The 23,007-nt window shown below is 67.3% G+C and carries 20 protein-coding genes and 2 pseudogenes; 12 read left to right on the top strand and 10 right to left on the bottom strand.

Features of this window, described 5'->3' with window-relative positions; genetic code table 11:
• Positions 1 to 114: pseudogene (locus AC5P8J_RS04685) on the top strand (IS110 family transposase); the annotation flags it as partial.
• Positions 115 to 195: 81 nt separating this feature from the next.
• Here the strand turns inward: AC5P8J_RS04685 and serS are convergent.
• On the bottom strand, positions 196 to 1,476 hold the full coding sequence (serS, locus tag AC5P8J_RS04680) for a serine--tRNA ligase (RefSeq protein WP_188250507.1): 1,281 nt from the start codon (positions 1,474 to 1,476) through the stop codon (positions 196 to 198).
• Positions 1,477 to 1,589: 113 nt separating this feature from the next.
• On the opposite strand from serS, the gene AC5P8J_RS04675 reads away from it, so the two are divergent.
• Together AC5P8J_RS04675 and AC5P8J_RS04670 are read left to right on the top strand one after the other, a co-directional pair.
• Positions 1,590 to 2,228, top strand: coding sequence for an energy transducer TonB (locus tag AC5P8J_RS04675; protein ID WP_031269809.1), 639 nt, complete (start codon positions 1,590 to 1,592; stop codon positions 2,226 to 2,228).
• Between the two features lie 119 nt (positions 2,229 to 2,347).
• Positions 2,348 to 2,920, top strand: a complete 573-nt coding sequence (locus AC5P8J_RS04670; RefSeq protein WP_494540323.1) for an energy transducer TonB — start codon at positions 2,348 to 2,350, stop codon at positions 2,918 to 2,920.
• A 173-nt stretch (positions 2,921 to 3,093) separates the two neighbouring features.
• Here AC5P8J_RS04670 and aroA read toward each other — a convergent pair whose 3' ends face one another.
• The 4 genes from aroA to AC5P8J_RS04650 form a co-directional block, all read right to left on the bottom strand.
• Complete coding sequence (aroA, locus tag AC5P8J_RS04665; RefSeq protein WP_227852268.1) at positions 3,094 to 4,401, bottom strand: 3-phosphoshikimate 1-carboxyvinyltransferase; 1,308 nt, start codon at positions 4,399 to 4,401, stop codon at positions 3,094 to 3,096.
• Positions 4,402 to 4,479: 78 nt separating this feature from the next.
• On the bottom strand, positions 4,480 to 5,679 hold the full coding sequence (gene pheA / locus AC5P8J_RS04660) for a prephenate dehydratase (protein WP_019660326.1): 1,200 nt from the start codon (positions 5,677 to 5,679) through the stop codon (positions 4,480 to 4,482).
• A gap of 51 nt (positions 5,680 to 5,730) precedes the next feature.
• Positions 5,731 to 6,816, bottom strand: a complete 1,086-nt coding sequence (gene serC / locus AC5P8J_RS04655) for a 3-phosphoserine/phosphohydroxythreonine transaminase (RefSeq protein WP_227852267.1) — start codon at positions 6,814 to 6,816, stop codon at positions 5,731 to 5,733.
• A gap of 181 nt (positions 6,817 to 6,997) precedes the next feature.
• The gene (locus AC5P8J_RS04650) at positions 6,998 to 7,804 is read right to left on the bottom strand and encodes an FHA domain-containing protein (protein ID WP_019660328.1); all 807 of its coding nucleotides are present in this window, start codon (positions 7,802 to 7,804) and stop codon (positions 6,998 to 7,000) included.
• 125 nt (positions 7,805 to 7,929) lie between these two features.
• On the opposite strand from AC5P8J_RS04650, the gene AC5P8J_RS04645 reads away from it, so the two are divergent.
• The 3 genes from AC5P8J_RS04645 (at position 7,930) to AC5P8J_RS04635 (ending at position 10,026) form a co-directional block, all read left to right on the top strand.
• Complete coding sequence (locus AC5P8J_RS04645) at positions 7,930 to 8,205, top strand: polyhydroxyalkanoic acid system family protein (RefSeq protein ID WP_019660329.1); 276 nt, start codon at positions 7,930 to 7,932, stop codon at positions 8,203 to 8,205.
• Positions 8,206 to 8,285: 80 nt separating this feature from the next.
• A complete protein-coding gene (locus AC5P8J_RS04640; RefSeq protein ID WP_019660330.1) occupies positions 8,286 to 8,777 on the top strand; it encodes a phasin family protein in 492 nt (163 codons plus the stop codon).
• Positions 8,778 to 9,015: 238 nt separating this feature from the next.
• Complete coding sequence (locus AC5P8J_RS04635; RefSeq protein ID WP_021202769.1) at positions 9,016 to 10,026, top strand: restriction endonuclease; 1,011 nt, start codon at positions 9,016 to 9,018, stop codon at positions 10,024 to 10,026.
• Between the two features lie 146 nt (positions 10,027 to 10,172).
• Here the strand turns inward: AC5P8J_RS04635 and AC5P8J_RS04630 are convergent, their stop codons facing one another.
• From AC5P8J_RS04630 to AC5P8J_RS04615, 4 genes and pseudogenes are all read right to left on the bottom strand, one after another.
• Positions 10,173 to 10,550 (bottom strand): type II toxin-antitoxin system HicB family antitoxin, encoded by a 378-nt coding sequence (locus AC5P8J_RS04630; RefSeq protein WP_260833017.1) that lies wholly within the window; start codon positions 10,548 to 10,550, stop codon positions 10,173 to 10,175.
• A 138-nt stretch (positions 10,551 to 10,688) separates the two neighbouring features.
• Positions 10,689 to 10,892, bottom strand: a pseudogene (locus AC5P8J_RS04625) (hypothetical protein); the annotation flags it as partial.
• Positions 10,849 to 11,577, bottom strand: a complete 729-nt coding sequence (hutC, locus tag AC5P8J_RS04620; RefSeq protein ID WP_111098178.1) for a histidine utilization transcriptional repressor HutC — start codon at positions 11,575 to 11,577, stop codon at positions 10,849 to 10,851. The pseudogene AC5P8J_RS04625 and the gene hutC, both read right to left, overlap by 44 nt.
• A gap of 28 nt (positions 11,578 to 11,605) precedes the next feature.
• Positions 11,606 to 12,976 carry a formimidoylglutamate deiminase gene (locus AC5P8J_RS04615; RefSeq protein ID WP_206621503.1) on the bottom strand — a complete coding sequence of 457 codons (1,371 nt, stop codon included), beginning with the start codon at positions 12,974 to 12,976 and terminating at the stop codon, positions 11,606 to 11,608.
• Between the two features lie 67 nt (positions 12,977 to 13,043).
• Between AC5P8J_RS04615 and hutI the strand changes: the two genes are divergently transcribed.
• The 6 genes from hutI to AC5P8J_RS04585 all read left to right on the top strand — a co-directional run bounded on the left by hutI (position 13,044) and on the right by AC5P8J_RS04585 (position 22,225).
• Positions 13,044 to 14,267, top strand: coding sequence for an imidazolonepropionase (gene hutI / locus AC5P8J_RS04610; protein ID WP_494540188.1), 1,224 nt, complete (start codon positions 13,044 to 13,046; stop codon positions 14,265 to 14,267).
• Positions 14,264 to 15,805, top strand: a complete 1,542-nt coding sequence (hutH, locus tag AC5P8J_RS04605) for a histidine ammonia-lyase (protein ID WP_134730840.1) — start codon at positions 14,264 to 14,266, stop codon at positions 15,803 to 15,805. Before hutI ends, hutH begins: the two co-directional genes overlap by 4 nt.
• Positions 15,802 to 16,656, top strand: coding sequence for an N-formylglutamate deformylase (gene hutG, locus AC5P8J_RS04600; protein ID WP_021202763.1), 855 nt, complete (start codon positions 15,802 to 15,804; stop codon positions 16,654 to 16,656). The genes hutH and hutG overlap by 4 nt, the downstream gene beginning before the upstream one ends.
• Entirely contained in the window at positions 16,653 to 18,320 is a 1,668-nt protein-coding gene (hutU, locus tag AC5P8J_RS04595) for a urocanate hydratase (protein ID WP_494540189.1), read from the top strand. The genes hutG and hutU overlap by 4 nt, the downstream gene beginning before the upstream one ends.
• A gap of 164 nt (positions 18,321 to 18,484) precedes the next feature.
• Positions 18,485 to 19,921: a serine hydrolase domain-containing protein gene (locus AC5P8J_RS04590; protein ID WP_227853573.1), complete on the top strand. Its 1,437-nt coding sequence runs from the start codon at positions 18,485 to 18,487 to the stop codon at positions 19,919 to 19,921.
• A gap of 192 nt (positions 19,922 to 20,113) precedes the next feature.
• Positions 20,114 to 22,225 carry a TonB-dependent receptor family protein gene (locus tag AC5P8J_RS04585; protein WP_227853572.1) on the top strand — a complete coding sequence of 704 codons (2,112 nt, stop codon included), beginning with the start codon at positions 20,114 to 20,116 and terminating at the stop codon, positions 22,223 to 22,225.
• Positions 22,226 to 22,271: 46 nt separating this feature from the next.
• Here AC5P8J_RS04585 and AC5P8J_RS04580 read toward each other — a convergent pair whose 3' ends face one another.
• Positions 22,272 to 22,790 carry a hypothetical protein gene (locus AC5P8J_RS04580; protein WP_021202757.1) on the bottom strand — a complete coding sequence of 173 codons (519 nt, stop codon included), beginning with the start codon at positions 22,788 to 22,790 and terminating at the stop codon, positions 22,272 to 22,274.
• Positions 22,791 to 23,007: the final 217 nt, after the last annotated feature.

Raw genomic sequence — 23,007 nt, 5'->3', positions numbered from 1 at the left:
TTCAACATCCTGGCCAGAAAGCTGGCCAGGATCGCTTGGGGCGTCTTCAAGAGCGGCCGGGACTTTGACCCGGCCATGCTGAAAGTGGGTCAAGCCTGCTTCCAGCAGGCTTGACCACGAACATAGGATCTCGGCTCTACATGGATCTGTAGCGTCCGAGCCTAAGCTTCGGGCGGCGGCGCGAATCGCCGGCTGTCAGGCGATGGTTTCCAGGCCACCCATGTACGGGCGCAGGGCTTCCGGCACGGTGATGCTGCCATCGGCGTTCTGGTAGTTCTCCATCACCGCGATCATCGCGCGGCCGACGGCCACGCCCGAGCCATTCAGCGTGTGCGCCAGCTCCGGCTTGCCGGTGGCCGGGTTGCGCCAGCGCGCCTGCATGCGGCGGGCCTGGAAATCACCACAGTTCGAGCACGAGGAAATCTCGCGGTAGGTTTCCTGCGACGGCAGCCAGACTTCCAGGTCGTAGGTCTTGATGGCCGAGAAGCCCATGTCCCCGGTGCACAGCAGCACCTTGCGGTACGGCAGGCCCAGCTTTTCCAGCACAACTTCAGCGCAGCGGGTCATGCGCTGGTGTTCGGCATCGCTCTCTTCCGGGCGACAGATCGAGACCAGCTCGACCTTCTCGAACTGGTGCTGGCGGATCATGCCGCGCACGTCGCGCCCGCCGCTGCCGGCCTCGGCACGGAAGCACATCGAGTGGGCGGTCATGCGCAACGGCAGGCGCTCGGCATCGACGATCTCGTCGCGCACGATGTTGGTCAGCGGCACTTCCGAGGTCGGGATCAGGTAGCGCGTGGAATCGCCCACGGCGGTCTTGAACAGGTCGTCCTCGAACTTCGGCAGCTGGCTGGTGCCGCGCAGCGAATCGGCGTTGACCAGCAGCGGCACGTTGGTTTCCTCATAACCGTGCTCGCCGGTATGCAGGTCGACCATGAACTGGGCCAGCGCACGGTGCAGGCGCGCGATCGGGCCGCGCAGCACGGTGAAGCGCGAGCCGGACAGCTTGGCCGCAGTCTCGCCGTCCAGCCAGCCGTTGCGGGCGCCCAGTTCAACGTGGTCCAGCACCTTGAAATCGAACTGGCGCGGGGTACCCCAGCGCGCCTGCTCGACGTTGTCGTTCTCGTCAGCACCGGCCGGCACGTCATCGGCCGGCAGGTTCGGGATGCCCATCGAGATCGCTTCGATCTTCTCGCGCAGTTCGTCCAGCGCCACTTCCGAGGCCTTCAACTCGTCGGCGAAGGCAGCAACCTCGGCCATGATGGCCGAAACGTCCTCGCCCTTGGCCTTGGCCTGGCCGATGGCCTTGGAACGGCTGTTGCGCAGGCTCTGCAGTTCCTGGGTCCGTACCTGGATGCGCTTGCGATCAGCCTCCAGGGCCTCCAGGGCAGACACGTCGAGCTCGAAGCCGCGGCTGGTGCGCAAGCGTTCAGCGAGGTCGGCGGGCTGGTGGCGGAGCAGGGCTGGATCAAGCATGGCAGGTGTCGTGGTGGGTATCAGGAACGGGATTATCGCTTGTTATACGGATTTCTGCCGCCCGGTTCATTCCCGCCGTGGCAGAATCGAGCCATTCCGTACTGGTCCGGTCCATGTCTGCACCCCGCTCGTCGTCCGCCAAGTCGTTCACTGTGCATATCCCGCGCAACGCCCTGAAGATCGCCGGCATCGCCTTCGGCGTGGGCGTACTGCTGTTCGTGCTGGTCTGGCTGACCGGCCGCGACAAGGAGTTCTTCCGCGCCGACCCGGCCGCGCAGACCCCGCAGGAAACCGCCCAGGTCGAGCCCCTCCCGGAACCGTTGGCCGCTGCGGCCGGTTCCAGCGACATGCCCGATGCCAAGCCGGCCCCGGTCGAGGAAGAAGCGCCGAAGCTGGTCGAAACCGCCCCGCCACCGCCCGCCCCGATCGCTGAAGCAGCCCCGGCCGCACCGGGCCCTGCGCCGGCGGCCACCGGCAACAGCCAGCCGATGCCGATTGCCGGTCAGTCGCCGCCACCGTCCTATCCCGCCGCCGCCCTGCGCGCCGGTGAAACCGGCACCGTGGTGGTACGCGTGGATGTAGACGCCACCGGCTATCCGAACAACGCCACGGTGATCCAGCGCAGCGGTTCACGCGACCTCGACCGTGCCGCGACCGACGCCGTGCGCCGTTGGCGATTCACTCCGGCCCAGAGCAACGGCCAGGCCGTGCCTGGCAGCATTGAAGTGCCGTTCGACTTCAAGACGCAGTAACTGAACGCTCCCCAGCAGGCAAGCTGAACCCTGCCGGTGATGTTGACGCAACGCTGACACTTTCCGTCTGTGCCTCGGGCAACACTGCCCATGTCGTCCATTGACGGAAGGAGTTTGCGATGGCTGTTACCACCCACGAAGACCTTCATTCGCCGCAGCTGCAGGAGGATTCCAGCCTGCAGCACAAACCCACGTCGCCCTGGATGTGGATCGCGCTGATCGTGGCGATGTTTGCTGCCGCCCTGCTCTGGCTGCGTCATTCCAGCCAGGAAGAGGTGGCACCTGCGCCGGTCGGCGAGCGCATGCTGCCGGCCCCCGAGCAGGCGGCGGTGACGGACGCAGCGACGCCTGCCGCGCGCCAGGCAACCCCGGCTACTGCTTCGCGGAAGGCCGCGCCGGTAGTGCGCAATCGTGAAGCCCGCCCACTGGCCAGCAACCGCATGCCCACCTACCCCGCCGCCGCGCTGCGTAGCGGCGTGCAGGGCAGCGTGATCGCCAGCCTGAATGTGGATACCCGCGGCAATGTCGCCAACGCTGCGATCGTCTCGCGCAGCGGCGAGCGCAGTCGCGATCTGGATCGTGCGGTGCTCAGCACCGTGCAGAACTGGAAGTTCCAACCCGCGGTGCAGGATGGCCGCGCAGTAGCCAGCGTGGTGCGGGTCCCGGTGGATTTCCGTACCGAGCAGCGTTGATCGCGGACGAGGGGTTCGTGATGTTTAGACGGAGGCTTCGGCCTCCGTCCTTTTATGCGGAAAGCGTGCCAACCAAGGTTGGCACCTACCGGGAGATGTGAGCGTGCCAACCAAGATTGGCACCTGCCGGGCAATGCGATCCGCCGGGCATGGCCCGGTGGTCGCGATGCCGATCAGGCCAGGTTGAACCCGGCGCTGCGGGCCAGACCATCGAAGTCCGGGAAGGACGTGGCGACGTTGGCGATATCGTTGATCCGCACTTCGCCATCGCTGATCTGGCCGGCAATGGCGAATGCCATGGCGATGCGGTGGTCACCGTGGCTTTCGATGGTGCCGCTGCCCAGGCGCACACCGCCGTGCAGGGTGGCCCCATCCTCGGTCTCGTCGACCTGCATGCCCAGCGCGCGCAGGCCGGTGGCCATCGCCGCAAGGCGATCGGATTCCTTCACCCGCAGCTCGGCGGCGCCACTGACCACGGTCCGGCCTTCGGCGGCTGCAGCCGCCACGAACAGCGCCGGGAACTCGTCAATCATGTCCGGCACCAATTCCTCCGGAATGCGTGCCCCCTTCAGCGGGGCATAGCGCACCACCAGGTCCGCCACCGGCTCACCGCCCTGCTCGGCCGGATTCTCTTCGGTGATGTCCGCCCCCATCAGGCGCAGCGCGTGCAGCAGGCCGGTGCGGCGCGGGTTCAGGCCGACCTGCTTCAGGCGCAGCTCGGAGCCGGGAATGATGCTGGCCGCCACCAGGTAGAACGCGGCCGAGGAAAAGTCTGCCGGTACCACGATGTCGGTGGCGCGCAGGCGCTGGCCGCCACGCAGGCGGGCCTTCCCGGGCGAGAATTCGATGTCCACGCCGAACGCCGACAGCATGCGTTCGGTGTAGTCGCGGGTCGGGTGCGGTTCGACAACGCTGGTTTCGCCCTGTGCGTACAGGCCTGCCAGCAACACCGCCGACTTGATCTGTGCGCTGGCCACCGGCGAGGCGAAGTCGATGCCGTGCAGCGACTGGCCGCCATGCACATGCAACGGCGGCGTGCCGTCATCCTGGGTGTCGATCTTCGCGCCCATCTGCGACAGCGGGCCAGTGACGCGGCGCATCGGGCGGCCCGACAACGATTCATCGCCGATCAGCGTGCAGTCGAACGCTTGGCCCGCCAGCAACCCGGCCAGCAGGCGCATGCCGGTGCCGGCATTGCCGCAGTCCAGCGGTGCATCCGGCGCTTTCAGGCCGTCGATGCCGACGCCGTGCACGATGCGCTGCGACGGGCTGGGGGTTTCGATGTGCACGCCGAGCTGGCTGAAGATGCGCGCCGTGGCGCGGGTGTCTTCGCCTTCCAGGAAGCCCTCGATATGCGAGGTGCCATCGGCCAGCGCGGCGAACATCACCGAGCGATGCGAGACCGACTTGTCGCCGGGAATGGTCAGGCTGCCCTGCAGGGGCTGGCCCTTGCGGGCGATCCAGTGTTGCGCGTTGCTCATCGTTCGATAATTCCGTAAACGCCGGCAGCCCGCCGGCGATGCATCAGGGGGTGGCGGCCGGGGCCGCCCAAGCAGCACTCAGGGCACGGCCACAGGATAGGAGCCCAGCACCTTGATCTGCGCCGAGTGCGCTTCAAGTTCGGCCAGCGCCGCCTGCATCGGCGCGTCGTCGATGTGGCCGGCCAGGTCGATGAAGAAGCCGTACTCCCACTTGCCATGGTGCGACGGCCGCGACTCGATGCGGTTCATGCTGATGCCGTGGCGGGCGAACGGGCTGAGCACGTCGAACAGCGCACCGGGCTTGTCATGGATGAACACCAGCACCGAGGTGCGGTCGTGGCCGGAGGTCGGGAAGATGTTGCGGCCCACCACCAGGAAGCGGGTGGTGTTGTCGGCATCGTTCTGGATCGGCTTGGTGACCACCTTCTTCAGGCCGTACACGTGGCCGGCACTCTCGCCGCCGATGGCCGCCGCGTCGTCGGCGTTGCGCGCACGGCGCGCACCCTCGGCGTTGCTCGACACCGGAATCTTCTCGGCCTTCGGCAGGTTGGCGCGCAGCCACGCCGAGGTCTGCATGAACGACTGCGGATGTGCGTAGATGCGCTCGATGTCCTCGATGCGGCCGCTGCGCGACATCAGGTACTGCTGCACGCGCAGTTCCACTTCGCCGCAGATCTTCAGGTTGGAGGTCAGGAACATGTCCAGGGTGATCTGGATGGTGCCCTGCCCCGAGTTCTCCACCGGCACCACGCCGAAATCGGCGTTGCCCGCTTCCACTTCCTGGAACACTTCCTCGATGCTGGCCATCGGCAGGCCCAGCGCGGAGCGGCCGAAGTGCTTGAGCACGGCCTGCTGGCTGAAGGTACCTTCCGGGCCCAGGTAGCCGATTTTCAGCGGCTCCTGCTGGGCCAGGCAGGCCGACATGATCTCGCGGTAGACGTGCACCAGCAGCTCATCGCTGAGCGGGCCTTCGTTGCGATCCACCACCATGCGCAGCACCTGCGCTTCGCGCTCGGGGCGGTAGTAGTCGACGGCGGCGGCGAGCTTGCCCTTGGCCTTGCCGACCTGATGGGCGAAGCGCGCGCGCTCGGCGATCAGGCTCTGGATGTCGCGGTCGATCTGGTCGATCTTCGAGCGCACATCGGCCAGCGCCAGCGGCGCCAGGGTGGGTGCCGGGTTCGAGGCGGCCTTGGCCTTGCCCTTCGCCTTGGCGGGCGCACTGTCCTTGGCCGGTTCGGCCTTCTTCGGCGCCTTCTTGCTGGATTTGCTGCTTGCCATCGGAATTCCTTGTTGCGGGGCCCGCACCCGACGGTGCGCGCCGTTCATTGCTCAGCCGTGACGCTGCTGGAAATCGGCCATGAAGGCGACCAGCGCCTCGGCCCCGGCCAGCGGCATGGCGTTGTACAGCGAGGCACGGATGCCACCGACGACCTTGTGGCCCTTCAGCGCCAGCAGGCCGGCCGCCTTGGCCTCGGCCACGAAGCGGGCATCGAGGTCGGCGTTGGGCAGGAAGAACGGGATGTTCATCCGCGAACGGGCCGCATGTGCAACTTCATTGCGGTAGAAGCCGCCGGAGCCGTCGATGGCGCCGTACACCAGCGCGGCCTTGGCGGCATTGCGCCTGGCGAATTCGGCCACGCCGCCTTCGGCCAGCATCCACTTGAACACCAGCCCGGCCAGGTACCAGTTCCAGGTCGGCGGGGTGTTGAGCATCGAATCGCGGGCGACGTGCGAGCGGTAATCGAAGATGTCCGCACGTGGCTGGCCACTGCGCTCGAGCAGGTCGCGACGGATGATCATCACCGCGATGCCGACCGGGCCGAGGTTCTTCTGCGCGCCGGCGTAGATCACGCCATAGCGGCGCACATCCAGCGGTTCGCTGGCGATGGACGAGCTGAAGTCGGCGATCAGCGGAACGTTGCCGGTATCGGGCACATCACGGAACTCGACGCCGTGGATGGTCTCGTTGGCGGTGACGTGCACATAGGCGGCATCCGGCGAGAGCCGCCAGCCGGCGCGCGGCGGCAGCGTGCGATAGCCATCGGCCTCGCTGCTGGCGGCAATGTTGACGTCGACGTAGACACCGGCCTGCTTGACCGCGGTCTTGCCCCAGTGGCCACTGACCACGTAGTCGGCACGCTGGCCCGGGGCGGCGAAATTGAGCGGGATCAGCGCCTGCTGGGTGGTGGCGCCACCGGACAGGAACAGCACCGCATAGTCGTCGGGGATGTCGAGCAGGCGACGCAGATCGGCTTCGGCCTCGGCGGCCACGGACATGAATTCCGCACCGCGATGGCTCATTTCCACGATCGAAGCACCGGACCCGTGCCAGTCCAGCATTTCCGCCTGCGCCTGGCGCAGGACCGATTCCGGCAAGGTTGCAGGGCCGGCACTGAAGTTGAACGCGCGCGTCATGTCACACCTGTGGGGCAAGACCCCTAGTATGCCGCAGTGCACCAGCCTTGCGGCCTTGTGGCGCAAGGGAAATTTGGTTTCATTGGAATCCATCGGCAACGCGACCGGGTAGTGCCGGCCGCTGGCCGGCCACCTCACGGATTCAGGGGCGGCGGTTGCCGGCCAGCGGCCGGCACTACCGTCAGCGCGCGCCGAACCAGAGCAGCAGGCTGAGCAGCGCGGCCAGCAGCAGCGCACTGACCAGCAGCCACGGCCAGCGCCGGACCTTGCGCGGCACGGCCGGCAGCACCGGCGCCTGCTCGGCGTCCTGGCTGGACTCGTCTTCATCCGGCAGCGGGCGCCGGCGCGGGTCATGCGGCACTTCCAGCACAAACCGGTGCTGGCCATCAAACACCACCTGGTCGCCGGCCTGCAGCCAGCAATGGCGCACGGCCACGCCATTGACGCAGGTGCCGTCGGCACTGCCCAGATCGCGCAGCAGCACGCGATCACCATGCACTTCCACGCGGGCGTGTCGTTCGGCGAAGGCCGGATCGTCAATAGCGATGTCAGCGTCGCCGCCGCGGCCGATCAGGCGGGCCCGCGACAGGGTGAAGCTGCGGCCGTGGTGCAGGCCGCCAACTCCGCGCAACAGCCGCTGCTGCTCGTCGCTGCCTTCCTCGTTCTTCGGCGCAGGCGCCTGCAGCAGGCTCTCGACTTCACCTTGCAGGACCATCTCCACGCCGTCCACATACACCGCATCGCCCGCACGCAGCAGCGCCATGCGCCGCACCGGTCGACCGTTCACATGAATGCCGCGGATCCCGTTGCCGACCTGCAGCCACAGGCCGCGATCATCCAGGCAGAACTGCGCCAGCAACAGGGCACCATGGCCGGCATCGCCGAGCCGCACACTGCCGTTGGCCTGGCGCACGATGCGTTGCACCCCGGGCCGCAGCGGCTGGTCGGGCTGTTGTTGTTGGCTGAAGTGAACAAGCAGGTTCTGCACGCGGCGCAGCCTAGCAGGTTGGTCGCCAACGAAGAAGAACCCAGGATGAGTGCTTGGCGCGGAGGCCCTCGATGCGCACAATGCTCGCCCTCATTGATCATCCCCGCCCTGCGCCAGGAGCCTGCATGTCCACCATCGATGTCCGCCACGCCCACGGCCTGCCCGACGCGCAGGCGCGCGCCGCGATCGAGCAGGTCGCCGCCAAGCTGTCCGAGCGCTTCGGCCTGAAGTCGTCGTGGACCGCCGATGTACTGAACTTCTCCGGCAGCGGCGTGGACGGCGCGATCGAACTGCAGCCAGGCGCCGTGCGCGTGACGGCCAAGCTGGGCTTCCTGCTGTCGGCGATGAAGGGCATGGTCGAAGGCGAGATACAGCGCGTTCTGAAGGAAAAGCTGGGCTGAACCCCGGCCGCGGCCATCACGGCCGTGCAACGCCACGGCGCGCTACTCTCGGGGCAGGCCCAACTCCCACGGGAACTGCGATGAACCACTACGAGAACGACGACCGCCGCAACGACGACGCCTCTTTCGGTGACCAGGCCGAGCGCTTTTCGCGCAAGCTGAGTGACTCGGCGCAGCAGGTGTGGCTGGCCGGTCTTGGCGCTCTCGGCCGTGCACAGGCCGAAGGCAGCCGCTTCTTTGACGGCCTGGTGAAGGAAGGCGAAGCCTGGGAAGCCCGCCGCCGTGAGCGCAGCAGCGAACAGGGCCCGGGCTGGCGTGATAACGTCGAGAGCTCGCTGGACGAAGCCCGCGAGAAGGCCTCGGGCACCTGGAACAAGGTCGAGAAGGCCTTTGATGACCAGGTGCAGGGCGTGCTCAAGCGGTTGCATGTACCCACCGCCGACGAAGTGACGGCGCTCGAAGCCCGCATCGATGCCCTGCACGCGCGCCTGGCCAAGCTGGAAAACCGCGCCGCGTCCGGCACCGACGCCCCTGCTCCGGGCAGCCATCAGTCGCCAGGCGGCCTGCCCTGACCGGCTCATTGTTGCAATGCAATAAACTTTGATTGACAATCGCGAGCAACCCGCCAATCGCTTCGGCTGCCGTTTGTTCCCTCCCCTCACGGCATCAGGATTGGCGGGTTTTTCGTGCCTGCTGTATTCCGAACTGGGCGTTCCATCACGCTTCCTGTCAGGAACCTTCTGACCCGGCCAGGTACCGCGACCTTTACACTGTCGTTCTCCGCTTTCGCCCCTTCCGCCCTACTCCTGCATGCTCCCCTGGATCCTGGCCCTGCTGTCGGCCCTGCTTACCTGTTCCCTGGCTGTTGTCTATCTGTGGTGGATCAAGCGGCGGCAGAAGGAGATGCAACTCGGCCTGCAAGCCCTGGCCGGCATGCACTGGCGCGAGTTCTCGGTACTGGTCAAGCGCATGCTGCGCGAACAGCGCGGCCTGCGTGAACTGAATGACCCGGCGGAGGAATCCCGCGAGCCGAGCAGCGACTTCCTGCTCAGCGACGGCCCCAACCAGTGGCTGGTGTCCTGCAAGCATGGCCTTGCCTACCGTATCGGCACCGCCGCAGTGAACGAGCTGGGGGCTGCTGCGCGCCTGGCCGGCGCCAAGGGCGGCGTGCTGCTGACCGAAGGCCGGATGGAACGCGACGGGCGCAGCGCTGCCGAGAAGCAGGCGGTAGAAGTACTGGACGGTCCGCGCCTGTGGCCGTTGCTGCAGCCCTACCTGCCGGCAGAAATCGAAACCCGTGTGCGCGCCAGCGCCCGCCATGAAGCCCTGCGCCGGATCGCCATTGCCGCGCTCGGCGCGGTCACGCTGGGCCTGCTGGTGGGATTGAGCCTGCAAGGCTTGCATGTGCAGGACACCCCGCCTGTTGCCGAGGTGGCGGACACCCCCGCGCCGGTTGCGCCTGCGGTTGAAGCGGCGCCCGAACCGGCGCCGGCCCCCGCCACCACGCCGCCGGCCGCTGCGCCTGCACCGGCCACGCCCTCAGCCGACGCGCGCAGCAACCCCAACCCGGATGCCGCCACGCTGGAGCGTTTCCAGGCCGATCTGTCCCGCGCCTTGGCCGGCAAGCCCGGTATCGCCAGCGGGGTCTGGCTGACCCGGCAGACGCTGGCGATCAACCGCACGGGCGAGCTGGACGCGGTGTGGCCGCAGGTCTGCGAGGAAGTGCTGCACTACCCCGCCCTGCGCAACGTGCGCATCCAGCTCAACGCCCGCCCCGGCGTGGATGAGCCGGTGCGCTGGCGCCAATGCGCCACGTACTGATGGGGCCGCATCCACGCGTGGCGTGGTTTTACTGAACCCCGATGCGCGACCCCTTGGTAGATCCACGCCACGCGTGGATGCCTTTGCAGAGTTGAGCCACACGCGAACAGCAGCCGAGCATCGGCTCGGCGCCACATGGCGCCAGCTCAGCCCAATGCTGCGAGATGGGCGATGTAACTGGAGCGCGATTCACCCGCCGCTCTGGCCTGCGCATCCAGCCTCGCCAGGATCCGGCGTGGCAGGCTGATATTGACCCGCTCGATGGTATCGTCCAGCAGAGCCGGATCAATGCAGATGTACGCAAGAATCCAACGGATGTCCTTGGATGCCTCGGCGGCGATCTTCTGCGGCGCGGAAGGTGTCGGAATCGAGCGCCCCTCATCCAGGGCCGCATCAATCCAGGCGAGTGCAGCTTCCTCGGCAGCGCTGAGCGCATCATCAAGCGTGTTGGCCGCCGAGAAGCACCCCGGCAGATCTGGAACGACCACACCCCACGCGGTGCGCTCATCGCCTGCCTCGATCAAGACTGGATATCGCATGGGCCCTCCTGCGTCAGTCCTGCGAGCTTCCGCAACGCCTGCACCAGCCCTTTCCCCGGATCCTTCCTTTGCGTGAGGAACGGTGATGATGTGAGGGTGCTGCGGGTGCACGAATACATGATGGGATCCGCGGATCCGGCGACAGATCCAACCTGCCGCTTCCAGATCCCGGATGAGGTCCCTGCTCTTCACGCAGGACGATACACATCGTACACACGCCCCGACAGAGTTCGAGGCGACGTCGTTCCGGCCCAGTAGATCCAGCCACGCGTGGATGGAATCCCTATCGCGCGCCCGGCGCGAAGCGCGCGACCAGGTCCCAGGCATCCCCCAGGAACACCTGGCGCACGCGGGTGATCGGCTGTTCGCCACGCCAGGTCAGGCGTTCGATCACCAGGCAGGCGGTACCGGGCTTCACGTCCAGCAGCCTGGCGGTGGCGGTATCTGCCCCCCAGGCACTGATGCGGTGCTGGGCGCGGGTCCACGACACGTTCTGCAGCAGCCAGCTGCCCGGCGCGGTGGTACTGAAATCGACGTCCAGCACCTCGGGCACGCCGACGGGGCTGATCAGGCGATGCTCAAGTGCCAGCGGACGGCCATCGGCCAGGTGCAGGCAACGCATCGCCAGCAGGTTCTCCTGCCCAGCCAGCTCGACTTCACCAGCATTGCCGGGATCGGCCAGGCGCAGTTCCCGTTGCAGCAGGCGATAGGCGTACTGATGGCCGCGCGAGCCCACCTCCATCGCGATATCGGGAATCTCCAGCGCCACCTGTTCCAGGTGCGGCGGCTGCCGCGCCACGAATGAACCGGCGCGACGGCGGCGCTCGATCATGCCGCTCTCGGCCAGTGCAGTCAGCACCTTGTTCACGGTCATCCGCGAGCAGCCGTACTGCTCCATCAGCTCGTGCTCGTATGGAATCCGGAAGCCCGGCGCCCACTCTCCACTGAGGATGCGGCTTTCCAGATCGCTGCGGATACGCTGGTTGAGCGTGGCGGACTTGCTGGCCTTCACGTAATGGGGTCTCGGTAGCGGGAGGCGATCAGCCCAGCACGCCGCGCAGGGCGGCGGCGAAGGCGGTGGTGATCGCCTCGCGCTGCAGGTGGCGGCCCTCGGCCACGCATTGGCGGCCATGGCGCCAGACCGATCGCAGCGCGCCATTACGTGCGGCGAACACCCAGCTGTCAAGCCATGCGTCATCCTGTCGCGCCTGCAGCGCGGGGTGCCCGGCATCCAGTTCGACCAGGTCGGCACTGGCGCCCACCTGCAGGCCAGCGGGCACGCCCAGCACCTGTGCACCACCGTGCAGTGCGCCTTCGAACAGGAAGCGACCGGTGCTGCGGGTGGCATCCGGCGCCAGCACGTTGCGACCGCGCAGGGTCAGCCGCTGGCCGTATTCAAGCAGGCGCAGTTCTTCGGCCGCATCGATCAGCACATTGGAATCGGAGCCGACGCCGAAGCGTCCGCCCTCGCGCGCGAATGCCTGCATCGGGAACAGCCCGTCGCCCAGGTTGGCCTCGGTGATCGGGCACAGGCCGGCCACGGCCTGGCTGGCCACAATGGCCGCGCGCTCGTCATCGGTGATGTGGGTGGCATGCACCAGGCACCAGCGCGCATCCACCGGCGCATGGTTGTACAGCCACTGCACCGGGCGCTGGCCGCTCCAGGCCAGGCAGGCCTCCACTTCGCGCACCTGCTCGGCGATATGGATGTGCACCGGGCCGTCGGTCAGCGGCAGCAACGCACTCAGTTCCTCGCCGGTGACCGCACGCAGGCTGTGCGGTGCGATGCCGAGCACCGCGTCGGGCAGCGCGGCCAATGCCGGCTTGGCGGCCTCCAGCAGCTGCGCGAAACCCTCCACGTCGTGGATCAGGCGCCGCTGCGCTGGATTCGGCGCCGCCCCGCCGAAATCGGCATGCGCATAGAACACCGGCAGCAGGGTCAGGCCGATGCCGGTCTGCTCGGCTGCCGCCGCGATCCGTGCACTCATCTCGGCGCGGTTGGCATAGGCGCGACCATCGGCGTCGTGGTGCAGGTAGTGGAATTCACCGACGCGGGTAAAGCCGCTTTCGAGCATTTCCATGTAGGCCTGGGCGGCGATGGCCTGCACCGCGTCCGGTCGCAGGTGGGCCAGGAAGCGGTACATCAGCTCGCGCCAGCTCCAGAAGCTGTCACCGTCACCGCCGCCGATCTCGGTCAGGCCGGCCATGCCACGCTGGAAGGCATGGCTGTGCAGGTTGGGCAGGCCGGGCACCAGGATGCCGACGCGGGTGTCGTCGTGCTGGGCGCCCTGCCCCGTGTGGATCGCCGTGACGCGGCCGTCCTGCACCTGCAGGCGGACATCGCGGGCCCAGCCCTCGGCCAGCAAGGCGTGGGCAGCATGGAAACTGTGCGGGGAACGCGAATCGGACATGGCTGGACAACCCGAAATGGACGCCTATATTGTATAGACATATAAGCACAGCCGCGTTGTGGATGCCATGCACGTCGATACCCTCTGGTCCAACGTCCACCTGATCACCCTCGACGGCGACGGCCTGGGTGTCATCCGCGATGGCGTACTGGCCTGCGCCGACGGCCGCATCGTCCACGTTGGCCCGGCCGGCAGCGACGCTCACCTGAAGCCGACCACCCGCATCGATGGCGAAGGCCGCTGGATTTCGCCCGGCCTGATCGACTGCCACACCCACCTGGTCTACGCCGGCAACCGCGCCAACGAATTCGAGCAGCGCCTGCAGGGCGTGAACTATGCCGAGATCGCCCGTGCCGGCGGCGGCATCGTCTCCACCGTGCGCGCCACCCGCGCCGCGACGCCGGAACAGCTGGCCCGCGAAAGCCGGCCGCGCCTGCTGGCGATGCGTGCCGAAGGCGTGACCACGATCGAGATCAAGTCCGGCTACGGCCTGACCTTGCCCGACGAACGCAAGCAGCTGCAGGTGGCGCGTGCATTGGGTGAGGAATGCCGGGTCAACGTGGTGACCACCTTCCTCGGCGCGCACGCAATTCCGCCGGGCCGCGAAGCACAGGAGTACATCGACGAGGTGTGCGACGTGATGATTCCGGCCATCGCCGCGGAAGGCCTGGCCCAAGCGGTGGATGTGTTCTGCGAAAACATCGCCTTCTCGCCGGCGCAGGCGCGGCAGGTCTTCGAAGCGGCGCGCGCGCATGGGCTGCCAGTGAAGATCCACGCCGAACAGCTGAGCAACCAGCATGGCGCCGAACTGGCCGCCAGCTTAGGAGCACTGTCGGCCGACCATATTGAACATCTGGATGACGCCGGCATCGCCGCGATGGCCGCCGCCGGCACCGTGGCCGTGCTGCTGCCGGGCGCCTTCTACTTCACCCGCGATACCACCCTGCCGCCGATCGCTGCATTGCGCGCGGCCGGCGTGCCGCTGGCGCTGGCCACCGACAGCAACCCCGGCACCTCGCCGCTGACCAGCCCGCTCCTGGCGATGAACATGAGCGCGACCCTGTTCCGCCTGACCGTGGATGAGTGCATCGCCGGCTTCACCCGTGAAGCGGCGCGCGCACTGGGCCATGGCGAGCGTATCGGCCGCCTGGCCGTCGGCATGGACTGCGACCTGGCGATCTGGGACATCGACGCCCCCGCCGACCTGGTCTATCGCATTGGATTCAACCCGCTGCACGCGCGCGTGGTGCGCGGGCAGCCCGACCTGCCTGCCTCCTGGAGCAACACATGAGCAACACCCTGGTTCTTCGCCCCGGCCATGTCACTCTCGCCCAGTGGCGGCAGGTCTATCGCGGTGCACCGCTTGCACTGGATCCGGCCGCGCTGCCGGTAGTGCGCGCCAGTGCTGCTGCAGTCGCCGCCATCGTCGCCAAGGGTGCGCCGGTGTATGGCATCAACACCGGCTTCGGCAAGCTCGCCAGCGTGCGCATCGAGCGCGAAGACCTGGCCACCCTGCAGCGCAATATCGTGCTCTCGCACGCTGCTGGCGTGGGCGAACCGATGCCGGCCAGCGTGGTGCGGTTGATGATGGCGCTGAAGCTGGTCAGCCTGGCGCAAGGCGCATCGGGCATTCGCGAGGAAACCCTGCTGCTGCTCGAAGCGATGCTGATCAAGGGCGTATTGCCCGTGGTGCCGGCACAAGGCTCGGTGGGTGCTTCCGGCGATCTGGCACCGCTTTCGCACCTGGCCAGCGTGATGCTTGGCGTGGGCGAAGCCTACATCGGTGACGAACGCCTGCCCGCAACCGACGCACTGGCGCGTGCCGGCCTGCAGCCGATTGACCTGGGCGCAAAGGAAGGTCTGGCCCTGCTCAACGGCACCCAGTTCTCCACCGCCTATGCGCTGGCCGGCCTGTTCGAGATCGAGACCGTGTTCCAGGCCGCACTGGTGACCGGCGCGCTGTCGGTGGAAGCAGCCAAGGGTTCCGACACGCCCTTCGACCCGCGCATCCACGCGATCCGCGGCCAGCGCGGGCAGATCGCCACCGCCGCCACCCTGCGCACGCTGATGCAGGGCTCAGGCATCCGCGAATCACACCGTGACAACGACGTTCGCGTGCAGGACCCGTACTGCCTGCGCTGCCAGCCGCAGGTGATGGGGGCGGCGCTGGACATCCTGCGCCAGGCCGCGACCACGCTGGAAATCGAAGCCAACGGCGTGTCCGACAATCCGCTGGTGTTCACCGATACCGGCGAAGCGCTGTCCGGCGGCAACTTCCACGCCGAGCCGGTGGCCTTCGCCGCCGACATGCTGGCGATGGCGGTGTGCGAGATCGGTTCGATCAGCGAGCGCCGCCTGGCGATGCTGGTCGATCCGGCGCTGTCCGGCCTGCCCGCCTTCCTGACCCCACGTCCCGGTTTGAATTCCGGTTTCATGATTCCGCAGGTGACTGCTGCCGCGCTGGTCTCGGAAAACAAGCAGCGCGCCTACCCCGCCAGCGTTGACTCGATCCCGACCTCGGCCAACCAGGAAGACCATGTGTCGATGGCCGCGCACGGCGCACGCCGGCTGATGCAGATGGCCGAGAACGCGGCCAACGTGATCGGCATCGAACTGCTGGCCGCGGCGCAGGGCTGCGACTTCCATGCGCCGCTGCGCTCCAGTGCCGCGCTGGAAACCGTGCGCGCCACCCTGCGCGCGCAGGTGCCGACGCTGGAAGAAGACCGCTACTTCCATCCGGACATGGTGACCGCCACGAATCTGGTGCGCAGTGGCGCGCTGGCGCAGGGCCTGACCGACCTGCTGCCAACCGTGGAACCCCACGCATGAATACCCGTCCCGAATGGCTGACGGTGCACGAAGGCGACGCCCCCCTCATCGTCAGCTTCCCGCATACCGGCAGCGAGCTGCCGCACGACCTGATCGGCGACTACCACTCGCCGTGGCTGGCGCGCCGCGATGCCGACTGGTGGGTGCACGAGCTGTACGACTTCGTGCGCGGCATGGGCGCGACCACGGTGCGCTCGGCGATCTCACGTTCGGTGATCGACCTCAACCGCGATCCCAGCGGTGTGTCGCTGTACCCGGGCCAGAACACCACCGGCCTGTGCCCGCTGACCACCTTCGACAACCAGCCGCTGTACCACGCGGGCCGCGAGCCGGATGACGCCGAGATCGCGCGGCGCCGCGACACATATTTCCTGCCCTACCACGATGCGCTGGCCGCACAGATCACCCGCCTGCGCGCGCAGCACGGTACGGTGGTGGTGTACGACGCGCATTCGATCCGCTCGCATATTCCGCACCTGTTCGATGGCGAGCTGCCGCAGTTCAACCTCGGTACCGCCGGGCCGTCCGGCGCACCCGACACGTCCTGCGACAACGCCTTGAGCGATGTTGTGGAAAACCTGCTGAAGATCAGCGGCATGAGCCAGGTGCGCAACGGCCGCTTCAAGGGCGGCTGGATCACCCGCCACTACAGCAACATCGCCGGCGGCGTGCACAGCCTGCAGATGGAACTTGCCTGCCGCGGCTACATGCACGAACCCCTGCCGGACCAGGTGGACGAACACAGCTGGCCCACCCCGCTCGACCCCGACCACGCCGCACCACTGCGCCACACCCTGGCGCAGGTGCTCAACGCCTGCCTTGAATTCGCTACGAACCGGAGCGCCGCATGACCCGCAACGACCCGTCCCGCACCATCGCCGCGCCGACCGGCACCACGCTGAACGCCAAGAGCTGGCTGACCGAAGCGCCGTTGCGCATGCTGATGAACAACCTGCACCCGAACGTGGCCGAGCGGCCGCAGGAGCTGGTGGTGTACGGCGGCATCGGCCGCGCCGCGCGTGACTGGGAGAGCTTCGATGCCATCGTCGAAACGCTCAAGCGCCTGGACGACGACCAGACTCTGCTGGTGCAGTCCGGCAAGCCGGTGGGCGTGTTCCGCACCCACGCCGATGCACCGCGCGTGCTGATCGCCAATTCCAACCTGGTGCCGCGCTGGGCCAACTGGGACCACTTCAACGAGCTGGATAAGAAGGGCCTGGCCATGTACGGCCAGATGACCGCCGGCAGCTGGATCTACATCGGTGCGCAGGGCATCGTGCAGGGCACCTACGAGACCTTCGTGGAAATGGGGCGCCAGCATTTCGGCGGCGACCTGACCGGGAAGTGGCTGTTCACCGGTGGCCTCGGCGGCATGGGTGGTGCACAGCCGCTGGCTGCCGTGATGGCCGGCGCCTCCTGCCTGGCCGTCGAGTGCCGCAAGAGCAGCATCGACATGCGCCTGCGCACCGGCTATCTGGATACCTGGACCGACAATCTGGACGAAGCCCTGCGCCTGATCGACGAGTCGTGCAAGGCCGGTACGCCGAAGTCGGTGGGCCTGCTCGGCAACGTCGCCGACGTGCTGGCTGAACTGCTCAAGCGCGGCGTGAAGCCGGACCTGCTGACCGACCAGACCTCCGCGCATGACCCGGTGAACGGCTACCTGCCGCAGGGCTGGACGGTCGAGCAGTGGGATGAAAAGCGTGTCTCCGCCCCCAAGGAAGTGGAAAAGGCTGCGCGTGCCTCGATGGCCAACCACATCCGCGCCATGCTCGGCTTCCACGCGCTGGGCGTGCCGACCGTGGACTACGGCAACAACCTGCGGCAGATGGCGCTGGAAGAAGGTGTGGCCAATGCCTTCGATTTCCCGGGTTTCGTGCCGGCCTACATCCGCCCGCTGTTCTGCCGCGGCATCGGCCCGTTCCGCTGGGCGGCACTGAGTGGCGACCCGGAAGACATTGCCAAGACCGATGCCAAGGTGAAGGAGCTGATTCCGGACAACCCGCACCTGCACCGCTGGCTGGACATGGCCGCCGAAAAGATCAAGTTCCAGGGCCTGCCGGCACGCATCTGCTGGGTCGGCCTGGGTGATCGTGATCGACTCGGCCTGGCCTTCAACGAAATGGTGGCCAACGGCGAACTGAAGGCGCCGGTGGTGATCGGCCGTGACCACCTGGACAGTGGCAGCGTCGCTTCACCGAACCGCGAAACCGAAGCAATGGCGGACGGCTCCGATGCGGTGTCCGACTGGCCGCTGCTGAACGCCCTGCTCAACACCGCCAGCGGCGCGACCTGGGTGTCGCTGCACCACGGCGGTGGCGTGGGCATGGGCTTCTCGCAGCATGCCGGCATGGTGATCGTCTGCGACGGCACCGAGGCGGCGGCCAAGCGGATTGGCCGCGTGCTGTGGAACGACCCGGCCACCGGCGTGATGCGCCATGCCGATGCGGGCTATGAAATCGCGATCGACTGCGCGAAGGAGAAGGGACTGGATCTGCCCGGAATCCTCGGCTGATCACAGGGGTGCCGGCCAGCAGCCGGCACTGCCCGGAAACACCTGTAGAGCCGAGCCATGCTCGGCTCATTTTTCCGGGTGCATGATGCCTGGCCCGAAGGCAGCCGAGCATGGGCTCGGCTCTACATGCCAAGATGCGCCATCACCGCTGATGGATCACCGCGATGTACCGCACCTTTGCTGCTGCATTGCTCTGCGCCCTGTTCGCTGCTCCACCCGCTTCTGCGCGTGGGCTCCCCGTCGGCCTCTCTTCACAGCTCGAAGCCCAACTGCAGACCAACCGCAAGCGCTACGGCATCGCCGGGCAAGCGGTGCTGGTCGCCCACAACGGACAGGTGCTGTACCAGGGCGCCAGCGGCGAGCGTGACCCGGCCTCCCACGCACCGGCCACCGTCGATTCCATTTTCGCCGCGCAATCGATGGCCAAGCTGCTGACCAGCACGCTGGTGATGCAATTGGTCGATCAGGGCAAGGTGGATCTGGAGACGCCGGCAAGCCGCTATGTTCCGGGCCTGCCGACTGCATGGCAGGCAATCCACGTGCGCGACTTCCTCAACCACAGCTCGGGTATCGGCGAGTACTACGACCGGGTGGAGGACCGCTGGGTGAGCAAGGGCTACCCCGGTGTAGCGCCTGACCTTGGCACTGCGCTGAAGGTGGCCGGCGCTGCACCGATGCAGTTCGCCACCGGCAGCCGCGTGCAGTACACCCAGGCGAACTACCTGGTGCTGACGGCGTTGCTGGAAGCGCACTATCGCAAGCCCTACCCGGCCATCGCACGCGAACGCATCCTGCAGCCTTTGAAGATGGCCAGCACCTCGTGGGGTGTCACCAGCGTGCCAGCCACGCGCGCGGCGGTGCCGTACATCGGCAAGGACGGCCAACTGCAGCCGGCCAATGAAGACCCTTGGCCGGACTACGGCTGGGGCCATGCCGACCTGCAGACCACCGTGGGCGACATGAACCGCTTCCTGCAAGCACTGGCCACCGGCAAGCTGGTGCGCACGGCGACCTTGGAAGAACTCTGGCAGCCGCAGAAACTGAGCGGTGGCGGCAGCAATTTCTTCTCCACCGGCTGGGACACCACCCGCAGTGACGGCTACACCCAGGTCGGCCATGATGGCGGCACCCGTGTACGTACGCGATTGGCCTACAAGGGCACGCTGGCCAGCGGCTACTGGGTATTCGTTTACCTGACCAACGGCAGCGCCCGCAATGTCTGGTCGAGCACGCTGGTGGAAAGCACGATGGCGGTGGCCGCGCCGCAGGAGTTTCCGCATGCGGTACTGTCCGAGCGGCTGATCGCGTATGCGCTGGACGATGACGCAGGCGCTGCCCAGGCGATACGCAGCTGGTTGCGCGATGACAACCGGGTGACGGGCAGCGAGCTGGAACGTGCGATCAACGCCAGTGGCTATGCCATCCGCGAGAGCCTTGGTGCACGCAGGGCGTTGAAGGTATTCGCCCTCAACACCGAGCTGTATCCGGATTCGGCCAATGTGTGGGACAGCCTGGCCGAGTGTCATGCGGCATTGGGCGAGAAGGAAGCAGCTGATCAGTTCTACGCAAAGTCGAAGACGCTGACGAAACCCTCGCCATAAACCCTGCTGTAGAGCCGAGCCCATGCTCGGCTGCTCTTCGTCGCGATGGCAGACAACCGGCGCTGCGCGATTAGCCGAGCGCGGGCTCGGCTCTACAGGAACGCGGCGGGCGGCCATACGCCGCCGATGGGTGACGTGGCGCCGTCGACCTGTTAACTTGCGCGCAACTTTCGTGGTTTACAGAATTCCCGCATGTCGCTCTCGTTGTACCGCCCCACCCGATCACCGCTGGTCCTGGCCGTTTCCCTCGGCCTAGCTTCCACCGCCGCTGCGGCCCCACAGGCCACCACGCTGGATGCCGTGCACGTCACCGCTGCCACTGATGCCAGTGCCCAGGCGCGCGAGGCATTGAAGCGTGTACCCGGCGCCAGCAACGTCATCGACGTGGCCAAGGCCGACAGCCGCCTTTCCAGCAGCGCCGATGTGCTGGCCTACCAGCCCGGCATCAGCGCGCAGTCGCCGGGCAACGAGGGCACCAGGATCTCGATCCGCGGTTCGGGCATCAACCGGGGCCCCGGCGCGCATGCCTCAGGCATTGCGGTGTCGATCGACGGCCTGCCACTGACCGGCCCGGGCGGCACGCCCTACGAGCTGCTGGAACCGCTGTGGTTGTCGCGCGTGGAAGTGCTCCGCGGCGCCAACGGCTTCGAACGCGGCGCGCTCGCGCTGGGCGGCGCCATCGACTACGTCAGCCGCAGCGGACGTGATTCGGCGGGCGTGCAGCTGCACTACGAAGCCGGCAGCCGTGGCTACCAGAAGCGCGGCATCAGTTGGGGCGGCGCCAGTGGTGATGTCGACTACTTCCTGGCTTACACCGATACCGAGTTCGATGGTTATCAGCGCCATGCGCGCGGCGACGGCAAGGGCGCGATGGCCAACATCGGCTGGCAGATCACGCCCGACCTGCAGACGCGCTTCTTCGTGCGCTATCGCGAAACCAATCATGAAACGCCCGGCCGCCTGAGCCGGGATCAGATCCGCAACGATCCACACGCCGCGAATGCGGCCAACCTGGCCATCGATGCGCGCCGCCCGCAGCCGGGCAGCACCTGGGTGGCCAATGTCACCACGCTGCAGATCGACGAGGATTCTTCGCTGCAGGCCGGGCTGGTCTACCACACGTACCCGATGGACTTGAACGAGAGCCTGTACCGCCAGCAGCTGGACTACGCCAACCTCAACGCCACGCTGGACTACCACCACCGCCACCGGCTGTTCGGCCTGGACAGCCAAACCACGATCGGTCTGCGCGTCACCCACGATCTGGACGCCGATGTGCGCGAGTCGCTGCGCTTTGCCAGCAACGGCTATGCCGCCGGTACGCGCACGCGTGACTTCCGCCACCACGGCACCGACAGCACGCTGCACGTCGGCAATACCCTCACCTTCAACGACCGCCTGCGCATGCAGACCGGGCTGGCACTGATCAGCACCCGCCGCGACGTGCAGGTGACCTGGCCGAGCAGCGGCGGCCGCCTGCGCGACCACGACTGGGACTACGCGCCGCGACTGGGCTTCACCTGGCAGCACAGCGCGCAGACGCAGTGGTTCGGCAACCTCAGCCGCTCGGTGGAGGCGCCGCACCCGTGGTCGATGATCTGGGGCTCGAACCAGTACTTCGGGCCAGGCAATGGCCCGTCCAGCGGCCGCCAGCGCGCGCCGGTGCCGATGCAGAACCAGACCGCCACCACGCTGGAACTGGGCGCGCGCGGTGACGCGGCGCTGGGTCGCTGGGAACTGACCGGCTACTACGCCCACGTGAACCATGAATTGTTGAGCGTGGAGCTGCAGCCGGTACCGAACCTGTTCATCGCAGAGAACAACGCCAGCCCCACCGTGCACCGTGGCATCGAAGCCGGATTGGACAGCACACTGTGGCAGGCCGCGCCGGGGCGCCTGTCGTTGCGCCAGGCGTACACCTTCAGTGATTTCGGTTACCGCCACGATGCGCGCTTCGGCAGCAACCGCCTGCCGGGCCTGCCGCGCCACAGCTACCAGGCCGAGCTGCGCTTCGATCATGCCTCCGGCCTGTACGCCGCGCTGAACAGCGAATACGCCTCGCGCATCGCGGTGGACTACGCCAACAGCTACTGGGCCGATAGCCACGTGATCTTCGGCAGCCGCATCGGCTACGAGGCACCCGGTGGTCGCTGGCAGGCCTGGGCGGAGATGCGCAACATCGGCAACCGCCACTACGCGGCCACGGTCACGCCGGGCTACGACGACGCCGGCAAGGATGTCGCGCGCTCGACGCCAGGCGAAGGCCGTGGCGTCTATGCGGGCGTGCACTGGCGCTTTGACTGATGGCCGCAGGCGGCGCCGGGTCTGACCCGGCGCCGTCGTTCCAGGGTCAGCCGATACGCCAGGCCGGCAGGCGTTCGCTGCGCTTCCAGATGGAAGGCGCGAAACCAATCAACACCAGCGCCGCCAGCCACTTCGGTGAGGTAGTGAGCAGTGTCGAGGTGAGCGAGCCACCGACGGGGGCGGCCATTTCCTGCCACGGGTTGTAGCCCAGGTAGACGACGCTGCCAGCCCACCACAACAACGCCAGGCCGATGCCCACCAGCAACAGAGCCAGCGTGCGGCAGGTCCAGCGCTGCGACGTGCTGCCCCATTCCCGCGACGCTGCGATCAGCAGACCCACCACCAGCAGCGACACTAATGCAACCAGCCCGATATCGACTTTGGGCCCGATGCGTTCATAGCTGCAGGCGCGGCATTGCGCCTCTTCCGTGGCAGTGGCGGCTTCGGCGCCATCGGCCTGCCCGGCTGCGGGCTGCGCCAGCGCTGCAAACGGCATCAGTACCGCCAGCAGTGCCACCATGATCCAACGAAACAACGTCCTGTTCCTGCGTGCAGCGACATCCATGCGCTTGTCCTTGTCAGGGTTGGTTGAAGCCGGGCCACGTTCCGAGGCCCCCGGCGGATAATAGCGCAGAGTCGGGCAGGATCGAAAACTGCGCGTGCCTCTACGGCTTGGGGAGTACCAGGGGCGGACGGGCGCTGGCCGATCGTCGGCCTGGTATGGGCCATGCCGGGCTACGGCATGCGATTGGCAGCTTCAGCGGGCTGGCGCCGGAATGCCC

This window comes from Stenotrophomonas sp. YJH_SMC_37 (assembly GCF_059370035.1).
This window is presented reverse-complemented; position numbering and strand designations above follow the sequence as displayed.

Coding starts and splice junctions, on each gene's coding strand:
- serS (WP_188250507.1), bottom strand. CDS start 1,476: ATGCTTGATCCAGCCCTGCTCCGCCACCAGCCCGCCGACCTCGCTGAA.
- AC5P8J_RS04675 (WP_031269809.1), top strand. CDS start 1,590: ATGTCTGCACCCCGCTCGTCGTCCGCCAAGTCGTTCACTGTGCATATC.
- AC5P8J_RS04670 (WP_494540323.1), top strand. CDS start 2,348: ATGGCTGTTACCACCCACGAAGACCTTCATTCGCCGCAGCTGCAGGAG.
- aroA (WP_227852268.1), bottom strand. CDS start 4,401: ATGAGCAACGCGCAACACTGGATCGCCCGCAAGGGCCAGCCCCTGCAG.
- pheA (WP_019660326.1), bottom strand. CDS start 5,679: ATGGCAAGCAGCAAATCCAGCAAGAAGGCGCCGAAGAAGGCCGAACCG.
- serC (WP_227852267.1), bottom strand. CDS start 6,816: ATGACGCGCGCGTTCAACTTCAGTGCCGGCCCTGCAACCTTGCCGGAA.
- AC5P8J_RS04645 (WP_019660329.1), top strand. CDS start 7,930: ATGTCCACCATCGATGTCCGCCACGCCCACGGCCTGCCCGACGCGCAG.
- AC5P8J_RS04640 (WP_019660330.1), top strand. CDS start 8,286: ATGAACCACTACGAGAACGACGACCGCCGCAACGACGACGCCTCTTTC.
- AC5P8J_RS04635 (WP_021202769.1), top strand. CDS start 9,016: ATGCTCCCCTGGATCCTGGCCCTGCTGTCGGCCCTGCTTACCTGTTCC.
- AC5P8J_RS04615 (WP_206621503.1), bottom strand. CDS start 12,976: ATGTCCGATTCGCGTTCCCCGCACAGTTTCCATGCTGCCCACGCCTTG.
- hutI (WP_494540188.1), top strand. CDS start 13,044: ATGCACGTCGATACCCTCTGGTCCAACGTCCACCTGATCACCCTCGAC.
- hutH (WP_134730840.1), top strand. CDS start 14,264: ATGAGCAACACCCTGGTTCTTCGCCCCGGCCATGTCACTCTCGCCCAG.
- hutG (WP_021202763.1), top strand. CDS start 15,802: ATGAATACCCGTCCCGAATGGCTGACGGTGCACGAAGGCGACGCCCCC.
- hutU (WP_494540189.1), top strand. CDS start 16,653: ATGACCCGCAACGACCCGTCCCGCACCATCGCCGCGCCGACCGGCACC.
- AC5P8J_RS04590 (WP_227853573.1), top strand. CDS start 18,485: ATGTACCGCACCTTTGCTGCTGCATTGCTCTGCGCCCTGTTCGCTGCT.
- AC5P8J_RS04585 (WP_227853572.1), top strand. CDS start 20,114: ATGTCGCTCTCGTTGTACCGCCCCACCCGATCACCGCTGGTCCTGGCC.
- AC5P8J_RS04580 (WP_021202757.1), bottom strand. CDS start 22,790: ATGGATGTCGCTGCACGCAGGAACAGGACGTTGTTTCGTTGGATCATG.